The sequence below is a fragment of the Paenibacillus sp. JJ1722 genome (genome assembly GCF_048282685.1).
Taxonomy (GTDB): Bacteria; Bacillota; Bacilli; order Paenibacillales; family Paenibacillaceae; genus Paenibacillus; species Paenibacillus polymyxa_B.
The window spans coordinates 3,480,128-3,499,954 of record NZ_CP182500.1; the positions used below are offsets into that span (position 1 = coordinate 3,480,128).

Annotated in this window: 12 protein-coding genes and 1 pseudogene; 1 reads left to right on the forward strand and 12 read right to left on the reverse strand. The window is 44.6% G+C overall.

What is annotated here, in order from left to right; translation table 11 throughout:
* Window positions 1-97: 97 nt before the first annotated feature.
* From ACM1ND_RS15480 to leuC, 10 genes are all read right to left on the reverse strand, one after another.
* Window positions 98-1,936: an ABC transporter ATP-binding protein gene (locus tag ACM1ND_RS15480; RefSeq protein ID WP_340982047.1), complete on the reverse strand. Its 1,839-nt coding sequence runs from the start codon at window positions 1,934-1,936 to the stop codon at window positions 98-100.
* Entirely contained in the window at window positions 1,933-3,708 is a 1,776-nt protein-coding gene (locus ACM1ND_RS15485; RefSeq protein WP_418026279.1) for an ABC transporter ATP-binding protein, read from the reverse strand. The genes ACM1ND_RS15480 and ACM1ND_RS15485 overlap by 4 nt, the downstream gene beginning before the upstream one ends.
* Window positions 3,709-3,971: 263 nt before the next feature.
* Window positions 3,972-7,634, reverse strand: coding sequence for a dynamin family protein (locus ACM1ND_RS15490; protein WP_418026280.1), 3,663 nt, complete (start codon window positions 7,632-7,634; stop codon window positions 3,972-3,974).
* 481 nt (window positions 7,635-8,115) lie between these two features.
* Entirely contained in the window at window positions 8,116-8,388 is a 273-nt protein-coding gene (locus tag ACM1ND_RS15495) for a hypothetical protein (protein WP_013310628.1), read from the reverse strand.
* Window positions 8,389-8,444: 56 nt separating this feature from the next.
* Entirely contained in the window at window positions 8,445-9,119 is a 675-nt protein-coding gene (nth, locus tag ACM1ND_RS15500) for an endonuclease III (RefSeq protein ID WP_023989081.1), read from the reverse strand.
* Between the two features lie 213 nt (window positions 9,120-9,332).
* Window positions 9,333-9,983, reverse strand: coding sequence for a GerMN domain-containing protein (locus ACM1ND_RS15505; RefSeq protein ID WP_023989082.1), 651 nt, complete (start codon window positions 9,981-9,983; stop codon window positions 9,333-9,335).
* 45 nt (window positions 9,984-10,028) lie between these two features.
* Window positions 10,029-11,528: an N-acetylmuramoyl-L-alanine amidase family protein gene (locus ACM1ND_RS15510; RefSeq protein ID WP_023989083.1), complete on the reverse strand. Its 1,500-nt coding sequence runs from the start codon at window positions 11,526-11,528 to the stop codon at window positions 10,029-10,031.
* A gap of 293 nt (window positions 11,529-11,821) precedes the next feature.
* Window positions 11,822-13,396 (reverse strand): N-acetylmuramoyl-L-alanine amidase family protein, encoded by a 1,575-nt coding sequence (locus ACM1ND_RS15515; RefSeq protein WP_068942691.1) that lies wholly within the window; start codon window positions 13,394-13,396, stop codon window positions 11,822-11,824.
* Between the two features lie 232 nt (window positions 13,397-13,628).
* Window positions 13,629-14,231 (reverse strand): 3-isopropylmalate dehydratase small subunit, encoded by a 603-nt coding sequence (gene leuD, locus ACM1ND_RS15520; protein WP_013310633.1) that lies wholly within the window; start codon window positions 14,229-14,231, stop codon window positions 13,629-13,631.
* 20 nt (window positions 14,232-14,251) lie between these two features.
* Window positions 14,252-15,676: a 3-isopropylmalate dehydratase large subunit gene (leuC, locus tag ACM1ND_RS15525; protein WP_013310634.1), complete on the reverse strand. Its 1,425-nt coding sequence runs from the start codon at window positions 15,674-15,676 to the stop codon at window positions 14,252-14,254.
* Window positions 15,677-16,281: 605 nt separating this feature from the next.
* Here leuC and ACM1ND_RS15530 point away from each other — a divergent pair.
* A complete protein-coding gene (locus ACM1ND_RS15530) occupies window positions 16,282-17,760 on the forward strand; it encodes an FAD-binding protein (RefSeq protein ID WP_226887761.1) in 1,479 nt (492 codons plus the stop codon).
* Window positions 17,761-18,235: 475 nt separating this feature from the next.
* Here the strand turns inward: ACM1ND_RS15530 and ACM1ND_RS15535 are convergent, their stop codons facing one another.
* Together ACM1ND_RS15535 and ACM1ND_RS15540 are read right to left on the reverse strand one after the other, a co-directional pair.
* Window positions 18,236-18,970, reverse strand: a complete 735-nt coding sequence (locus tag ACM1ND_RS15535; RefSeq protein WP_226887760.1) for a fibronectin type III domain-containing protein — start codon at window positions 18,968-18,970, stop codon at window positions 18,236-18,238.
* A 234-nt stretch (window positions 18,971-19,204) separates the two neighbouring features.
* Window positions 19,205-19,643 (reverse strand): annotated as a pseudogene (locus tag ACM1ND_RS15540) (sporulation protein).
* Window positions 19,644-19,827: the final 184 nt, after the last annotated feature.

The window sequence follows — 19,827 nt, forward strand, 5'->3', positions numbered from 1 at the left end:
TGATCTCTTTTCATCTTTATTTTCAGGGTTTAGCTCCAAGAATGCAATAGTGCTCGGCATTTAAATTTACAAAAAACGCGATTTTTTGATCTTTTTTTTACAAAAATCTGAACTGTGCTTCCACCAGCCCCCGATATATTCCATGTTTTTTCATCAATTGTTCATGATTACCACTTTCTTGGATTTCCCCATGATCCAGTACAACGATATGATCAGCATTCCGGATGGTGGACAAACGGTGAGCGACCATAAACGAAGTTCTGCCTTCCAGTAAAACCTGAAGAGCCTCCTGAATTTTCAACTCCGTTTCCGTATCAATACTGGCTGTTGCTTCATCCAGGATAAGAATTCTCGGATTTGCCAGCAAGGCACGAGCAAAGGATAAGAGCTGTCGCTGGCCCATGGACAACATTCCCCCCCGCTCCTCTACCTCTGTTTCATAGCCAGCTGGCAAGTGAACAATGAATTCATGAGCATTGACCGCCTTCGCAGCCGCTTCAATTTCCTCATCCGTTGCATCCAAACGGCCAAATCGAATATTATCGCGAATCGTCCCCGAAAAAATAAATGTATCCTGAAGTACGATGCTAATCTGCCTACGCAAGCTCTCTACCGTGACATCACGCACATCATGACCATCAATCGTAAGCCGCCCTGACGTAATGTCATAAAAACGGCTTAGCAGATTAATAATTGTACTTTTACCTGATCCGGTATGACCCACAAGCGCTATAGATTGGCCCGCCTCGACAGAAAGATTAATACCTTTAAGCGCCTGACGTCCCTTTTCATATTCAAAAATGACCTTTTCAAATTGGATATCGCCCCGAATGGACGGCAAGGCTTTTGCTCCCGGTTTGTTTGCAATATTCGGCTGTTCATCCATAAACTCAAAAATTCGTTCTGACGAAGCCATCGCAACCAGTAACTGATTATACATTTGGCCCAGTCGATTAATCGGTTCCCAAAAGTTCCCAACATAGTTAGCAAACGCAACCAGTAATCCCACCGTAAGCTGATCTGTCTGAATTAAATGCGCTCCAAACCAGAACAGCACAAGCGTACCAAATCCTCCGGTAATATCAATAAGTGGGCCAAAGACCTGATTCATGGCAGAAGCCTTATCCCACGATTTTTTGCTAGAGCTGTTCATGTCGTCGAAATAAGCCATGTTTTCCTGCTCCTGCGTATACGCTTGTGTCACACGAATCCCCTGAATGGACTCATTCAAATGAGAGTTGATACGCGAGTTCTTCATACGGACTTCTTGCCAAGCGCGGCGGATACGTACGCGCAGCTTGGTCGAGATCAAAAACATGATCGGAACGGTCACAATTACCGCCAAACCGAGCTTCCAGTTAATAAGCAGCAAAATGACAATAATTCCGATAAGCTGTACGCAGTCAATCAGGACATTCACTGCACCGTTCGTAAAAAGATCCTGTAGCGAGTTAATGTCATTCGTCACGCGCACTAATACAGAACCTGCTGGTCTCTTATCAAAAAAGTTAAAGGATAGCTTTTGAATATGCTTGAATAAATCTTCACGCAAATCGTAAATAACCCGTTGACCGATAATATTGGTGAATTTAATGCGGTACGTGCTGGCTGCCCATTGAATTAAATATAACAAGAGCACGGCACCCGTGATGAGCAGCAGTAACTTTACGCTGGGCAGTGCAGGCCATGCGGGAGCAATTGCCTTATCAATGGCCAGACTGATCAAATAAGGAACGGTCAGCTTGGTAATGGTGCCGAGAATCATCATGACCAGAAGGATCGGCAGAATCTGACGGGCATAAGGCTTCATGTATGCCAGCAAACGTTTGAATTCTGACCAGTTAAACGGTTTGTCAATGACATCATCATCTTGATAGACAAAGCGTTCATTCGTTGGCTTTTTTAACGGTTTGACTTTTTCTGCGGGTATATTCATGGTCTCATCTGCCCTTCGGATACACCGTCTGGAGCCTGAGCTATGTAATCGGCGTATTGAATATGATACACATCCTGATATGGACCTGGAGTAGCAATGAGCTGTTCATGTGTTCCACGCTGGACGATTCGTCCTTCCTCAAGCACCACAATCTCATTGGCATGACGAAGTGAAGAGATTCGATGAGCAATTATAAATGTTGTTCGACCACGCATAACCTCTTGAAAACCGGTCTGTATTTCATGCTCTGTCTCCATATCAACCGCACTGGTAGCATCATCCAGTACCAGAATTTTCGGATTTTTGAGTAGTGCGCGCGCGATGGCGATCCGTTGTTTCTGCCCTCCGGACAGTCCCAATCCACGTTCTCCGACGACAGTGTCATATCCCAGCGGTAGTTCAGTTATGAATTCATGTGCCTGAGCCAGTTTGGAAACGCGTATGATGTCATCCATACTGACATGACTTAATCCATATGAAATATTGTTGCGTATAGAGGACGAAAACAAAAACGTCTCCTGAAACACGGAAGAAATTTGAGCACGTAAATCGCGAATCTTCAAGTGACGTATATCCTTGCCATCCAACTTGATACTTCCTGCATTCACATTATAAGCGCGCATGAGTAATTGAATAATGGTAGACTTCCCTGACCCCGTTCCGCCTAAAATTCCAATGACTGATCCCGGCGGTGCGTCTAAATTGATGTCAACAACAGCAGGGAGCTTATTTCCGTAAGCAAAGGTAACATGTTCAAACGTAACATGTCCTTCCACCTGATCGGCATCGAGTTTAAGTGCTCCGGCTTCATCGGTTACATCTATGGACTGATTTAGCAGTTCCAAGACCCTTTCACCAGAAGCTTTGGACTGCGTATAGTTATTGATATGAAAGCCAATGCTCCAGATGGGGCCGATAATATACCAAATTAAGCTAAAGAAAGCGACGAGCTGCCCCAAGGTCATTGACTTCTGAATGACCAGATACCCCCCCATGCCCAACAGCAGGACCACACTGACAGAAGCTATCAGTTCCATTGCGGGGAAAAACCGACTCCATAAGGAAGCAGCCTGAATTTGATTACTTTTGTATTGCTCATTACGTACTGAAAATTTCTCAACTTCATATGATTCGCGGGCAAAAGATTTGACGGTTCGCACACCTGTTATATTTTCTTGGACCGCTGTCGTCAAGGCGCTAAGGGCAATCCGCATTTCCTGAAAGGTGGGATGAATCCGGGATTCAAACTTGAATGTGACGAAGAGTAGCAATGGCATGCTGATCATCGTAATGAGGGTGAGCTGCCAGTTAATATACAGCATCATCATAGAGCCGAATACGACCATCAGTAGCACATTGAGGAGTTGGGCAAAACCAAACCCGATAAAGTTACGAATTGCCTCCAAATCACCAGTCAGTCGGGACATGAGATCCCCCGTTTTGGCAGTGTCATAATATCTGAAGGACAGAAATTGCAGCTTTTCGTAACAAGCATTGCGGAGTCGGTACGCCAAGTAGTTACCTAGCCGTCCACCAAAAAAACCATGTAAAAATTGCATGAACCCTTTGATGATGACTACTCCCAGCACAGTCAGAGCCAGCGCCGGGACTTTCCCGAAGTCACCGGGGATGATAGCGTTATCAATTAGCCTTTGGAGCAGGTTCGGATACACCAGTCCCAGGGCCGTCGCTATCGCAAGGCATAAAATAGAAAGAAACAGATAGTGTCTCCTCTCGCGAAAAAAAACTTGCAGTTGCCTGAGCACTTCCATGTCAATGTCCCTCCATTAGTTGCACGACGTTGTTATATGGCTTAGTGAAGTTTACCATTCGCTTTCCAAGGGGGCAAAGAGGATAACAAGCCGTATTCAGGCAGGTTATCAATTGGTGGGTGATTAGACAAATTAAATCGCTTTCTTATTATTGAATATGGCTATTTACTCAGTATTGCTTTCTTTTTGGAGCATGCATAAAACACCGGGTTGTCCCACAACCCGGTGTCCTGAACTTAAATAAATGGTGTACTTATTTATCTTTACTCCAAAGCCGCAATCTTGCCAGCAAGCTCTTCCCAAACCTGTGGCTGCTCACCGCCCATAAGGGCATGCTCCATGCCACGAGTCGTCTCCAGCATTTGCTCTCGAAGCTGAGCTTTCTGCCACATTTGTTCCTCCTGCATCAGCGTAACGTAAAAAGAAGACATTCGTTCTCGTTGCTGATCCACAGCTTCCCCGATTCGCTGGCGTAATATCGGCTCCAGTTTGGTTTGTAGATTCGCTCGCCCAGTTCCTTCAAAAAATAGCTTTGGATTTTTAAAGCTATTCCAATAGTCCTTCCAATGAATAGACTCCTGCAGGGAAATTTCATTCAGCTCGGGAACAGCCCAGTTTCTGGATTCAGGAATCGTACAATCTAGTCCTTGCAACTGGTGGTTCATGTGTTCTACGCACTGTTGTATAGTCTTGTGTACCAAAATTTGGCCCGTTTTTTCCAGCCGGAGTGTGGTTGCCAGCAATTCCTGAGACAGCTCCAGTTCGATTAAACGCATCAGCTCACGACCACAAGATGCAAAAGCCGAACGAAGATCACCTACTCCTTCACGCAGAACAGATGGATGAAAAGCCTCTGCCATAAATTCTCCAGTCCGATAGGACAGCCTTTGACGTACATGATACAGCAATTCATCGGTTTCACCCGATAACACAGATGCACCGTTGCTGTCAGTCAGGCCTAGGAGCGTATGCTCCAATTCTCCACGGATGCGAGTTAATCGCTCTAATCGAATCTCACGTTCTTCCTTGCTATACCGGGCATCGGTTGCATGTTGCTCTATGCGGTTCCGCAGCCGACCCAGTTCCTGCATAGCAGAAGCAATGGACAAACCTGCCAGCTCTTCGGCTGCAAATGCTGAAAAATCATCTTCAAATGCATCAAAACGTGAAGCTGAACGCAGCGAAGCCTCTCCCTGTTCGGCAGCTTCCAACGCCAGCATACTGGAAAGCGGATAAATACGTGGTTTTCGGATTCCATTCGCCTGTAGTTGTTCCTGTACATGCCGGGTAACAGAATGCAGTTCTTCTTCAGAAGAAGCCAGATCTGATGCATTAACTATAAAAAACGTCTGATCCAGCGCCAAGGTCTCTTTAACTCGACCTAGTTGGTTCAGGAACTGGCGATCACCTTGCGTAAACGCATGGTTATAATAGGTGACAAATACAAGAGCGTCCGCATGCTTCATATAGTTGAAAGTCACGCCTGTGTGTCGTGCATTCACAGAATCCGCTCCTGGCGTATCCACTAGCACGATGCCCTGACGGGTCAGAGCGCAATCATAATAAAGGTCGATATGCTCCACAAAGCATGATTTGTGCTCAGACGCAACAAAATCCCGATACTGCTCTAAATCCACCTGAAGCTGTTGTCCCAGCAAGCTTTCAGCTTCTTCCCATCCGGCTGCGGCAGCCTTCAAAAAACTATAATGAGGCCTACCCGCAGGATGGATGCCTTCCGGAGATAAAGCATGAACGGCTTCTTGCCAGCCCGCTGCCGCTGGTTCCCCCAATCCTAATAACCGAAATGAGTATTTAAGATCTTCCCGCAACGCGTCCACTGGTTTCATATGGACGTCAGCCGTGGCATGGCGCTCAGCACTTGCAGGCGCCATTATGCGGTTAATCGCCGCTGTCGTTGGATGCGGCGATACGGGCAACACAGCTTCACCCAGCAAAGCGTTGGCGAAGCTGGATTTCCCAGCGCTGAACGCTCCAAACAGCGCCAGCGTAAACTGCCCGCCCTCCAGCGCAGCGGCGCGGGCATGTAAATCCCGTACCGCCGCTTGCATGGCAGGGTACGGGCTTACCAGGGCAGCGGCAGCCTTCAATCGGGCCGCTGCTGCATCCAGCCGCGTGCGGCGGCCTCCGGCGGCAGGCTGTGCTGACGCCGTTCCTGCTAGCGGCTGCGCCGATGCGTTGCGCGGGCCAGCGATGTCAGAACGCGCAACGCCCGTTGGTGCCGCAGCTGGCGGGGCAGCAGCGGCGGTATTGGACGCCGGTGCAGGCGCGTCCGCACGGGGCAAGCCGCCTGGCGCGGACGCCTGCGGCAGCAAGCTGCGCAGCAGGCTGGCGTGCGAAGCCGAGGCCTGCACGCGGGTGCTGTAGCGGCTCGCCGCGTCCGTCTGCGCCAGCAGCGCAGTGCGTGCATCCGCGAGAGCCGCGCGGCGGGCTTCGGCTCGCACTGCAAGCTGGGCCAGCAGCTGGTCTACCAGCGTTAGCGCCTTACGGCGACATTCGGCGGTCACAGCAGCGCGTAGATCCTTGCAATAGTTCAACGTATACTCCGGCGACAACGCATTTTCCTTCACCGTCTGCTCTACCAGTTGCCGGTCCGTCACAGGGCGGATGTCATCCAGCTCCTGCTCCATCGCAGCGGACCACAAACCCTGACTGTCACCCCAAGACCTCAGTAGCTCCCGTACATGGGGAAGCAATTGTCCCTCCACCTGATCAGTCAGCATTCCTGTCAGCCGTTCCAAACGGCTTTCCTTTTCTCGCTCAGTCTTTCCTCCTGCAAACCATATTCCTGTTTTGAAGCCCGGCTTGCGGCTCTCTAAGTATTCGCCTGCGGCTTCACGTAGCTCCGCTGGCGTCAAATGTGCGTGTTCCAGTAAATGATCCAGCTCTTGACGCAGTCGTTTACGCTCCTGCTCCGGAAGCACCTTCCAGTGTTCATCTTCTTGCTGCAAGGTTTTCTGCTCTATATCCAGGCGCAAAATAGCTTCTTCTCCACCTGCTTCTTTTAACAGTGTGTTCAGTTCCTCTTCTTCAGCTGCCTGCACAGTCTCCACATGTTGCTCTACCAAATGATGCATAGAGGACACTAAACTGTATGCCAAAAGCTCTGTTTTTCGCTCCAGCAATTTCGGAATCAGATGCGTCAACTGTTTCCACTGGTTCCATGGATGATTCTGCTCTTTCAAGGAAGTAAAAAGGATATCCGTATAATGTACCTGCCAGGCATGAAAGCTGGTCTCCACCTCATTACGATAACGTGTAAATGAAAGCTCTCGCTCCCGGTGTTTATCGATTTGATTGATGATCAAATATAATGGCTTGCCCCAATCCGACAAACTTTTGGCAAAGGACAAATTATTTTCAGATTGGACATGATTGTAATCCATCACATAAAAAACAATATCTGCCCAATGTAAAGCAGAATGTGTCGCCAGCGCATGTCCGTGGTCTGTGGAATCTACGCCTGGTGTATCCAGCAGCACTCCTCCGCTAGATAATATCGGAACATCCTCCCACACTTGAACCGATTCATAGGCTCCACCATTTTTACAATACTCAGCAAGCTCGGACAGGGACGCTTCCATGCTTTCCGGCTCTGGGTTTTCCGCTGATTTGGCTGGATGAATGAGCGCTCTCGGACGTCCATAACGGATGGACACTACATTAGCGCTCGTAGGCACCGGTCCAGACGGCAGTACAGTTTTACCACACAGGCTGTTAATCAAGCTCGATTTACCCGCTGAAAAATGTCCACAAAAGGCAATGGTCAGCTCCTGCGCATATGCTTTTTCCAGCAGATTACCCATCGCCTTCGCTCCCGCTTCATCCCCGGCTTTACGCAATGTATTCTGTATCTGTTCTATCGTAACCAACCACTTTCCCGCATCTCCTGTAATCGTTTGCATCATAAGCTACGGTTCCACTCCTTATCACTTGTCTGCACCAAATAGTTATATTGTAGCATTCCTAAGCCGTTGTGAGAATCATCACATCAAAAAAACTAAACAGCGCTCCCCGCCAGTACTTGGCATTAGGGAACGCTGTTTTCGTACATGATAATAATAAGTTCATTTTATACTGTCCAAACGGATCATTAAAAATAAATATTTAGGCAACCGAATGCAATTCATCAAAGCCCTCAAAGAGCACCGACGAAGCAAGATATGTATACAACGGGTGAGCCTGCTCATCACGTACATTCACCTTTTAGAACATGGGGAACGCGACACCATAATTCAGGGTCAAAATGTATGCACACTTCATTGGAACGAGGCTCTATCCATATCAGGATGGTCTGCAAGGTTCGTGTATATATGCGCCTTCGGGCTGGTTAAACCAGCCGAGCCGCCTACACCGGAACATGCAACGCATGTCGTCCGCGAATTGAACTTAATTGGCTGCAGTCTCAAGCACTGGCAGCAAAATTTCAAATACTTGACCATGCTGTAAAATCGTAATCCCACGGGATTTGTCCTTCATTACGACCACTTCTGGCTTTTGTGACATACGCTCCAGATAATGTTCAGGTACATCACCGGAATGACTAACTGTGATTCCCTCAAGCTCGCGCTCTTCGTTTTCAGCAAATTCTGTTGTTACAATTTGCTCAAAAATATCAGAGAACGCTTCAAAATTGTCTGTATATACCGAAATGCACTTCATACTCTTCATCCTTTTCTACACATAAATGGTTAAACCCTCTGTTACTCTGTGGGTCTTTAAGCTCTACGTTCCTTATCTTTTCTGATAAGAGACGTTTTCATACGTTTCTTGCCTTCCCTGCACACATCAAGTAACGGACATACCTGACATTGAGGATTTTGAGCTTTACAATGGTAGCGTCCGAAAAAAATAAGCCTGTGGTGGGTCAAAGACCATTCATCCCTAGGTACCCTCTTCATCAGCTTTTTTTCCACCTCAAGCACTGAATCATCCCACCCTGCAAAACCGAGCCGTTTGGAAATACGCTCTACATGCGTATCTACCGCAATAGCCGGTACATTAAAAGCAGTAGATACTACGACGTTAGCCGTCTTACGGCCAACACCGGGTAGCTTAACCAGTTGATCGTGCTCCGAAGGTATCTCTCCCCCGTACTGGTCTATTAAAATACGACAGAGGTTATGAATATGCTTGGCCTTGTTTCGGTACAAGCCGATTCTGCGAATATCCTGCTCCAGTTCCTCAAGAGGAACAGCCAAATAATCCTCAGGTGACTTGTATTTTTGAAACAGGTCTGCCGTTACTTTATTGACCATCTGATCGGAGCATTGAGCAGACAATAACACGGCGATCGTTAATTCAAAAGCATTGTCATGGTTCAACTCACAATGGGCATCCGGAAACATCGTACCGATGGTGTCCAATATATGACGTGCGGTTGCTGCATTCACGGAAATCCTACCTCCTACCAAAAAAAACGTCTTGATACGGGATAGCCCGCATCAAGACGGTCACTCTAAATAATCATCCGGAAAGAAACGAATACTATTTGTGCATGACTGCCTGCATAGGCGAGAAATACACTCCTATATTATCATTATCTGTCACAGATTGCACGTGAAAAGTGTGTAAATCTCCAAGAAATTTTCATACTGTCTGATCGGTTAGCGGCTCATGGGATGATCCAAATCTACATGTCCCATTAAGGACTCTAAAGATTGACCATCTACGAGCAAATCCAGCGTTTTGACTTCCTTGAATTGGAACATCGTTTTCTTCAAGGCATCGATAGCTAATTCCTCGCCACCAGCTCCCAATCGAGCCTCGTCCGGCAGAGAAATATCAAAAGTCAATGCACCGTTATCTAATTTGATCTTATGCACGGAAATTTTCTCGGACCACAACGGGATAAGAGCAGAATCCCCACTCTTTTGCAGAGCTTCAAACGCTTTTTGCAATTTTTCCAGCTCGCTTGGATAGGTAATTTCCTTTTTCTGTTCTTTCAAGCCGTTCTCTTGTGTATCCGTATAGTACACCGTAATCTGCTGTGTTTGTCGATCTCCTGAATTTTCCGTGTCCGTCTTGGTCTTTGTAGGCTCTGTTGACGGAGATGCAGGTGTTTGACTCGCCCCATTATTTTCAGCAGATTGAGCCGAAGGTTCAGGAGTCGTCTGTTCAGGTGTACTATTTTGTGCATTCGAAGTTTGTGTTTCCTGAGATGGAGTCGCAGGAGCCGTTGTTTGCTTAGAGGCACACCCTGCACCTGCAATGGCAAACAGTGCCAGCAGACCTGCAATTACGATTTTCTTGTTCATATGTCCCCCTCCTTGCTTGACGTTGACAAGCGATTTGTTGAAGATCTATTTTACGTCGAGATACTCTGTGATTCCATCTGCAATCCCTTGAGCTACCCGGTTTTGAAAATCTTCATCAAACAGTGTGGCTTCCTCTTTTGCATTACTCAGATATCCTACTTCAAGCAATACGGCTGGCATAGTCGTTTCCCGAATTACATGGAAATTGCCATAACGAATGCCTCGGTCTGTCAGACCCGTCGCAGGAGCAAAGTACTTATGCATAACGTTAGCGAACGCTTTGCTTGCACTACGCTGGTAATACGTCTCTGTACCGTTGGAGGCTGAGCTACCGCTGCTGTTAGCATGAATGGACACGAACACGTTAGCATTAAGGTTTTCAGCTACTTTTACGCGCTGTTTAAGCTCCAAGAATGTATCATCACTGCGTGTCAGCACAACCTCAAGCTTGGGGTTCTGCTTTAATATGCTTTCTACTTTCAGAGCCATAGCTAAGTTGAAGGTCTTTTCATAATTTTTTCTTGAAACACCAACTGCTCCAGAATCTTTTGCTCCATGGCCAGCATCAATAACAACGACCTTTTTACCATTGCTGTTAGTTGGTGATGTCTGCGTGTCATCCGGCTGTGAGCCATCTGGTAACGTTGCGTCTGGCGTGGTATTCACAGAATCTTTGGAAGCCAGATCGACGATAACACGATTCGAACCATCATTATATGCGGTATAATTCATGGCATGTTTCAAATCAATAACAACGCGCACCGTTGAAGGTTCCTTTTGGAATAAAGCATAACGGATACCGGACACATCCGCTTCATTCTCAATGTCCAGCGAACCATTTAAGTTGCTATCCAGCTTTTGCTGCTCTCCGAAATTGTCAGCAAACGCAGTCGCTGGCAAATCCACCACTACCCGATCAGGGCCTGCCATCGTAAACGCTTTCGGCTTGACGGCACTGGCTGTTGTGATGGTTAAACGGTTTTGGCTGAAACTAACTCCCTGCACCTGTGTAACACCTGAGTTCGCATTATTCGTTGGTGCAGTAACACTACCAGTACCTGTACTGTTATTTCCGGACTTGGGAGGTGTAAATTCCCCGTTTCCAGACCCGCTACTGCGGGTATATAATTTTACGGACTTGGAGCTGCTGTCCCATTTTACGTCCAGTCCCATTTGCTCGCCGATAAAACGAAGCGGTACAAGGGCATAATTGGAACGCAGCAGAGGCGAAGCATCCAGACTAATGTCGCTTCCATTGACAGTCGCCGTCTTACTTCCGATTATCATTCGGATCGAGGTACTGTCTTTCTCAATCGTTATGGTTCGCGCCTGCTGCTTCCACGTCACGTCATATCCCAAATTTTCAGAAATTACGCGTAGCGGGACCATTGTACTTCCGCCAATTACTTGTGCCTTAGCACCACTAGGGACACTTAACTGTTGATCGTCGAGATAGATTTGTGTTCCACTCGAAGCCGCATGTCCATAACCCGGAACCGCCCACATGAAGACAAATAATAACAACAAAAAACCAAATTTCTTCATTCGTCACCCTTCCATTCATAATTTTTTTGCCACATGCTCCGGTGCGGCGACCTGATATACGCGCTTATGTAATATCAGACAACCTTATAGACGTTATCTCACACCAAAAGTTGCGAATATATTCCATCATAACAGAAATATACGTGCCAAAGAACTATTTTTGTCGAATTTTGACTAAAAATATAGATCATTCGCTTTCCGTCAAAAGTCACAGCCAAAAAAACTAAAAAAGCTACTTTTCACCCCATGAATTTTCATTAAAAGGTGGAAAGTAGCTTTTATTGTAAACATCCTTAGTTAAGTGATTCAGTTGCTCCTGTGCCTGTTCCAAGATACTCCTTCAACCCATCGACAATACCTTCGGCGATCTTTTCCTGTGTTTCTTCTGTGAACATGGCTGCTTCATTTGATAAATTACTAAGGTAGCCACATTCCAGCAATACAGCGGGCATTTGTGATTTTCTCGTCACCACATGGTTTGCCACCCTGATGCCATTATCCTTAAATCCGGTAGCCGCTACAAGATATTTATGCATCGCCTTTGCCAGTGCCAAACTGTCCTGGCGTGCATAATAGGTTTCAGAGCCATTGGTTTTTCCTTTATCTGAAGCTAGCATACTATTACCATGAATGGATACAAACACGCTTGCCTGTTGACTATTAGCCAGTTGTGGTCGTTCATCCAGCGTGGGATACGTATCTCCATTGCGAGTCAATACGATTTGAATGTCAGGATCATTTTGTAGAAGCTGCTCGACCTTTAACGCTACCGCCAATGTAAATTCCTTCTCATGTCGCCCAGTCACACTACCTGCCCCAGGGTCCTTGCCACCATGTCCGGGATCAATGACAACGATTCGCCGTCCTTCGACATTCGTTGGTGTTACCACTACCGGATTCACACTACGCTCACGCAATTGAAGGGTGATATCGCCTAGGCCATTGGTTAAAAGGTCGTAATCACGTGCTTGATTTAAAGCAATGACAATGCGTACGCCCCCATTTTGTCCATCTGTGGGAGCAAATCTAATTTCCTGCACATCCTCACTGTCACTATTCGTCAACGCCCGCGTGCCATCGGTGCGAATCGGGAACGGCTGAAGAAAATCAGTCGCCAGTGAAGCCCCGGGTAAATCTACAACAATACGATCATTCCCCGTCATTTTGGATACTTTAGGGGTAACATCTTTGTTCAGAGAAATCTTTAACGTTTCACCCTCAAAAGTAATATTTTGTACAAGCAACGCATTTGCTGTGGTCTGTTCTGTATTTTGCTGCTTGGCTGGTGAAGATGCGGCTTCAGTATGCTTGTCTGCTTCAACTGGATTTATTGTCGTCGCTGTTGCTGAAGACGTTTTATTGGTGCTTGTTGTACTCTGTGTTGACGTTTGCGACGATGGTTGGGATTGAGACTGTTTACTCACTTGTTGAGTTACAGCCTTTTGACTGAGATTAACGGATTTACTTTTATTATTCCAATCTACTTTTAGCCCCATTTGCTCCCCAACAAAACGCAATGGGACCATGGTCGAGCTTCCCCGAAGCACAGGAGGTGCATCCAGACTAACTGTTTTTCCATTCACATCAGCCGATGTACGGCCTACATACATGGACATATCGGTACTATTTTTTTGAATTGAGATTTTATAGGATTGTGGTTCCCACTTGAATTGATATCCAAGCTGCTCCCCAACCACCCTTAGCGGTACCATGATTTTTCCATTGACCATTTCAGGCTTGGCATCTGCAGGCGCTTCCACCCTTTTGCCATCTAAAAACAAATCTGCTCCAGCCGCATTCGCATGAGGGGAGGACGGCCACAACCAAATCAGGATAGCCGCTAGTATCACCCAACCATATTTCTTCATTCTCATTCCCCTAACTTATATATGTATTTTTTGGTATTTCTCACAGACACAGTCCTTCAATCATTTTACATTTACAATACCATGCTGAGTCGAACCGTCAACCCCTTATTTTCCAATTTATTTTTTGAGCATGATAAAAGCCCGCAGGCAAAAGTAATGCCAGTACGGGCTTTCTGTCTAACAAATGAGCTAGCTATATGACTACGTATTGAAACTGAACTGGGAATTAACCCTATGCGCCTTGTTTCGCAGCACGTTTTTGTTCATAAGCCAGAATTTCAGATTCATGCTGGAGTGTCAGGCCAATATCGTCCAAGCCTTGCAGCAGGAACTGGCGGCGATGTTCATCCAAATCGAATTCAATTTTCAGACCATAATCGTCAGTGATCGTTTTATCATTCAGGTCGATGTTTAATTGGTAGTTATCATGCTGCGCCGTGCGCTGAAACAATTCCTCTACTTGCTCTTCAGACAGCTTGATCGGCAATATACCGTTTTTAAAACAGTTATTATAGAAGATATCCGCATAAGACGGAGCAATTACGCAACGAAACCCATAGTCCATAATCGCCCACGGCGCATGCTCACGTGAGGAGCCACAGCCAAAGTTAGCGCGAGAGATCAGCACAGACGCCCCTGCATAACGAGGCTTGTTCGGTTCAAATTCAGGATTGATATTGCCCGCTTCATCAAACCGCCACTCGTAGAACAGAAACTGTCCAAAGCCCGTACGTTCAATTCGTTTCAAAAACTGCTTAGGAATAATAGCATCTGTATCCACATTCACCCGATCCACAGGTGCTACAATTCCTTTTAATGTTGTGAAAGCTTCCATCGTAATTCCTCCTCTGTATCCTAGCGGACTACTTCTTCCTGCTTGAATTTCCAATCCCGTACATCAACAAAATGTCCATGAATCGCCGCAGCGGCTGCCATTGCTGGAGATACCAGATGAGTCCGTCCTCCGCGTCCCTGACGACCTTCAAAGTTACGATTAGAAGTCGATGCACAACGCTGTCCCGGTTGCAGTACGTCTGGATTCATCGCAAGACACATACTGCATCCCGCTTCACGCCACTCAAATCCTGCTTCTGTAAAAATGACGTCCAGCCCTTCTTCTTCAGCCTGAATTTTCACACGCCCCGAACCTGGTACGACGATGGCCGTTACTTTGTCAGAAACCTTGTAACCTTTGGCAACCTCAGCGGCTGCACGCAAATCTTCAATCCGCCCATTGGTGCAGGAGCCGATAAACACATAATCAATCGCAATATCCGTGATCGGAGTACCTGGCTTCAAATCCATATATTCAAGCGCTTTTTCAGCTGCTTTACGTTCGTTTTCGGTTGGCAGTTCTGCCGGAATCGGTACGGTTGAGGAAATATCTGTACCCATCCCCGGGCTGGTGCCCCAGGTTACTTGCGGAATCAAAGCATCTACGTCAAACTCCAGCACGACATCAAACTCAGCGCCTTCATCTGTGACAAGCTCTTTCCACTCAGCAACCGCTTGCTCGAAAGCAGCTCCTTGTGCTACATGTTGACGTCCACGCAAGTAATTGAAGGTGGTTTCGTCCGGTGCAATCATTCCTGCTCTGGCTCCGCCTTCAATGGACATGTTACACACAGTCATGCGCTCTTCCATGCTCAATTCGCGGATAGATTCACCTGTGTACTCAATAACATAACCTGTGGCGAAATCTGTACCGTATTTGGCAATGACACCCAAAATCATGTCCTTTGCTGTCACACCAGGTTTGCGGCGGCCTACAAAGCGAACTTCCATCGTTTTGGCTTTAGCTTGCTGGAGACATTGTGTTGCCATTACGTGCTCTACCTCACTGGTTCCGATACCAAAAGCGAGTGCTCCGAACGCCCCGTGTGTGGAGGTATGGCTATCACCACAAACAATCGTTTTGCCCGGATGAGTCAGACCAAGTTCAGGCCCCATAACGTGAACGACACCTTGATCCACCGTATCCAGATCATACAGTGTAACACCGAAATCACGGCAATTTTGAGTTAATGTATCAATCTGCTGCTTGGAAATCGGGTCCGTAATATTGTAACGGTCCTTAGTCGGCACGTTATGATCCATCGTTGCAAACGTAAGCTCTGGACGACGTACCTGACGTCCGCTAAGACGTAATCCCTCAAACGCCTGCGGCGATGTTACCTCATGTACGAGGTGAAGATCAATGTACAAAATACTCGGCTTTCCCGCTTCCTGATAGATGACATGGTTATCCCAAATTTTCTCGAACATGGTCTTTTTACTCATCATTATTCACCCCTGTGTTTTTCGAACCTATTGGAGAGAAGCTAACGGCTCTCTCTTGAATGTCAACAATATACCACGGGATGTTTGATTGGTCTAAGATATGATATCTATAGAAGTGATAGGTTAAGGCTATAAGGATGGATACTATGAACTCTGTCGCCTTTTCTAAGGTACTGCCAGTTATTACATTAAGGATTTGTTTGAATATTCATACTGCGAAAGCTGAGTCAATTATATATTCTCAGATAATGTTGACAATATAAGGAATAAACTTGTACAATTAGGAAAATATTTTTTTTGGATTCCATTCTTCGTTGGTAACAAGGATATTGGAAATCGTAATAAGAATCATCTTAGCGATTGCTATAATGGTTCTTTTTTTCCTCTACTTTTGCAAAACTGTTCGTATTTGATTTTGTTAGCTCTTAATAACTATATAAAGTATAAAACGAAATATAGTTATATAATTTGATATAAATTACAGGCAATTAACAACGGAGCAAGAATTTTATGAATATCATCATGATGCGTTTTGTTGCAACAAATAGAAAACTGACTACGAGATTCAGCCGAAGATAACATTCACATCCTAAAAGGGAGTTGGAATGATGAAACAAAATGGAATATCCGTTGAAAACTACACTCCAATTTTGATTGTCGGTACGGGGATCTCAGGGCTTACTGCTGCTTATTATTTGTCGAAAAATAATATTAAGTACACGATTGTAACAAAAAAGAATGCACCCAAACAAAGCAACTCCTTTCTTTCAGCCGCAAATACTCGGGTTCCATCAGAGAATGAAGTTAACAATATTATTAATCTTACTATTGATAAATGTGGAGCAGATCGATCAGTAATTGAAGCGCTATATAGGAATTCCAACATAATTATAAATTTCTTCAAAGAATTAGGAATTCCTTATGAGAAAACATCCTTTGGTATCATGCCTGAATGTTTGATTAAATCACATGGGGGAAAGAAATTAATCAATTGTTTGTTACAACATATTGAACAACCGATGTGTAATAAAATTTTGATTCATTTGGAAAAGTACGATCAAGGAATTATCGCAATATTTTATGACACACAATCAGATCAATTTATCAGAATATTTACAAATTATTTGGTATTAGCTACGGGAGGATATGCAGGACAATTCTGTTTCAATGATAATTCGCCGGGTTCAACTGGTGAAACGCTTATCTTAGCTAAAAAAATAGGTGCAAGATTAAAGGGAATGTCTACAGTAATGTGTCATCCTTGGTCTATATATAACGGAAGGCAAATTTTATTGGGCGGGGTTGTATCTTTGAGTCAAGGGAAAATAATAGATGAGGATGGAGTTCAATTATTAAAAGATAAGTATATTTGTGATGCAATTGCTCGAGATGATTACCACGAAATGATTGATGAGATTTTAAAATTCCAACTTGAATGTATCAAACAAAAAAAAGACATGTACTTGGATATGAGCCATGCTGATGAAAATGTTTTAAATGAAAAATTCAAAAAATATGGATTTAGTCCTAAGGTAGTTAAAAATAAAAGAATTAAAATTACACCAACGATGCACTATTCTTCAGGAGGAATCGAAATCAACGCTAATGCTGAGGCTATAAACTTGAATCGTGTTTTTGCTACTGGAGAAGCTCAATTTAATGGTGATCTTGGTATAGGAAGAATCCCTGGGCAAGCATTCGCATCGGGGATCGTTTTTGGTAAATTAATTGCGGACAAAATAGCTAATGAAGGTGTTTTCAATACTCAATATCAAACTTCATTTAAAGATCCACCTGAAACGATGCATCTGTATTCAAAAGAAAATAATGACTTTCCGATTGAAGAGTTTCAGAAAAAGTTGTCAACTCTAATGATGGATTTGATCGCTTCCAATCCACCTGTGGTTTCTCTATCATTCCTTAGAAAAAAAATACAAGAAAGTCAAAACATCATATTAAGTAGAGCAAGAGGATCAGGAAAACGATACGAGGATATTTTAACATTGTCTTTTGGATATTTTGTTGCAATGGAAATTATAGAAGATCTTGAAGCAAAGTCAGGCTTGTTGAGTATCCAAAAATAGGATAAAAAGAGTCGCCTTTTTGGCTAATGGAAAGTACCACCCAACCATTCCAAAAAGAGGCGACCCTCATGGATTAGCCTAGGGCCGAACGGCGAACCTTATAGATTCCTCGGGAACTAATGTGGCTATGCTCAAGAAATTAAATTCAACACGCTTTAGTCATTATGACCAAAAGGATAAAAAGCACAGGGCTAAACAGCAATTCGAAAAAATGCCGGTGGAGCTTAAGAATCTTTATAAATGAATTAATTTTAAGATGATTACCAGCAAAATGAACAATGCCAATACAGCAGCTATCGATGTCCAAACTCTTCCGGTGATTCCCTCGTAGTCTCTTTTCATTTCCCCCACACGTAACGCCTCCTTTACTTTAGGGTACTATACTCCATAGGCTATGCGAGGTCTTGGTTAAAGGAAGGGCTTCTTAACAAAAAAAAGCTCCGCCGACCAATTAAGGTCAGCTGAGCTTTTTGATTTATTTAGAGTATTCACTTACATCGAACGTAAGGATACGATCAAACAGCATGTAGTCCTTGCGGCTGCTGAATGGGCCTTTATTGTTATCGTGCTTATTGATTGCGTATGAAGCTGATCCAGAACCAGCCTGTTTGTTTTCGTACCACGAGATAAAGTCATTAACCTCTTTCATGCTTAGGTCAAACTCTTTTTCCAAGCCTGTTGTCATAGTGACCACCAATATTGCACGATCTCCAGTAGTTGGCTCTGGATCAGGTTGACTGCCTCCTCCTCCTAGTGGAGTTGCTGAAGCTTCATTGGAGTATTCTGAATCCACACCATTTACTTTAGCACTCACAACAAAGTAGTATTTCGTTCCATTGGTCAGACTTGGAATGATGAAGTTTCCATAGGCATCTTTTGTTGCTGTAGCAGTTTCAGTGTATTTACCTGACTCCGTTCCGTATTTAACTGTATAGCTTTCTGCATTCTCTATTTGATCCCATTTTAAAGTAACCTTGCCGTCTCCAGCTTTTGCTGTAAGATTAGCGGCAGTATTAACATCTACTAATTTACCATTTTTATCAATATCAATTGCATCCAAATCATAGTGACCCCCGGTAAGCTGTGGTACAGTAATTGTTACATTATGTCTTCCTTCTGGTAGTCCTGTTTTTTCATATGATAGATTTTGTCTTAAAAGCGTTCCATTTTGAGAAAATACTTCATCAATATTATCTATTGTAATTTGCACATTAGTTGGTCTATCTAGGTATCTTGTACCAATCAGTCTCAGTTTTGTTCCATAGAATGAGAACTTAATCTGCGCTCCCGATTGGGTCGTATATTTTGAAGTGCTGTATAACAGATACTACGGTAATACATTCTTTAGAATGTGTCTAAACATAAACTTGCTAATCTATAAATATAATCAATATATTTGCATATTTATTTTTTATTGGGTATTAAAAAGGACTCATGCCAGCTTCTATACTGGTTGAGTCCTTGTTTTTTTTACAATAAACCTCACTTTAGTCCCGATCTTCATACTCATCTAACTGATGACTTACCCATGATCCTGCTCCCCGGTTATCACTAGGCTTTATGTATCTGATATCAGCACCTGCGCCACCTTCTGCACACATTGCCATTGGCGATTCATCGCGATCATATCCCTTTTTCGTCGGATAGCCCTTGAGCGATTCCTTCCTGTTTTCTTCGGCTCCATCCCGATCAATTGTACACACCGCAGAATGTCCGGCTGCTATTGCATCCCCTGTTTCTGGATAACGTGAGCTTGGGAACTCCAGCGTATACCCAACTGCTGCTTGTTGGTTGATTGCTGCCGGTTCAGCATAAACACCCTGTACGGAAAAGATAGCTGCCAGTAACAATACGATTAATCCTTTTGCGATTCCTTTTATCATACGACCCTCCATAGTATTTAATCTTCTCAATACTATATTGGGAGACATGTCGAAGTATCGCGTATATTGTCACATAATAAAAAGGACTCATACCAGTTTTCGGGCAGAGCTCATTACTCCAGAAATTAAAAACCACATTTAAACTTATTTTTGAATATATAGACATTAATGTTTAGACTCCCTT

Bases quoted from the DNA above. Each gene is read 5' to 3' on its own strand.
- ACM1ND_RS15480 (WP_340982047.1), bottom strand. From the start codon at position 1,936: ATGAATATACCCGCAGAAAAAGTCAAACCGTTAAAAAAGCCAACGAAT.
- ACM1ND_RS15485 (WP_418026279.1), bottom strand. From the start codon at position 3,708: ATGGAAGTGCTCAGGCAACTGCAAGTTTTTTTTCGCGAGAGGAGACAC.
- ACM1ND_RS15490 (WP_418026280.1), bottom strand. From the start codon at position 7,634: ATGATGCAAACGATTACAGGAGATGCGGGAAAGTGGTTGGTTACGATA.
- ACM1ND_RS15495 (WP_013310628.1), bottom strand. From the start codon at position 8,388: ATGAAGTGCATTTCGGTATATACAGACAATTTTGAAGCGTTCTCTGAT.
- ACM1ND_RS15505 (WP_023989082.1), bottom strand. From the start codon at position 9,983: ATGAACAAGAAAATCGTAATTGCAGGTCTGCTGGCACTGTTTGCCATT.
- ACM1ND_RS15510 (WP_023989083.1), bottom strand. From the start codon at position 11,528: ATGAAGAAATTTGGTTTTTTGTTGTTATTATTTGTCTTCATGTGGGCG.
- ACM1ND_RS15515 (WP_068942691.1), bottom strand. From the start codon at position 13,396: ATGAAGAAATATGGTTGGGTGATACTAGCGGCTATCCTGATTTGGTTG.
- leuD (WP_013310633.1), bottom strand. From the start codon at position 14,231: ATGGAAGCTTTCACAACATTAAAAGGAATTGTAGCACCTGTGGATCGG.
- leuC (WP_013310634.1), bottom strand. From the start codon at position 15,676: ATGAGTAAAAAGACCATGTTCGAGAAAATTTGGGATAACCATGTCATC.
- ACM1ND_RS15530 (WP_226887761.1), top strand. From the start codon at position 16,282: ATGATGAAACAAAATGGAATATCCGTTGAAAACTACACTCCAATTTTG.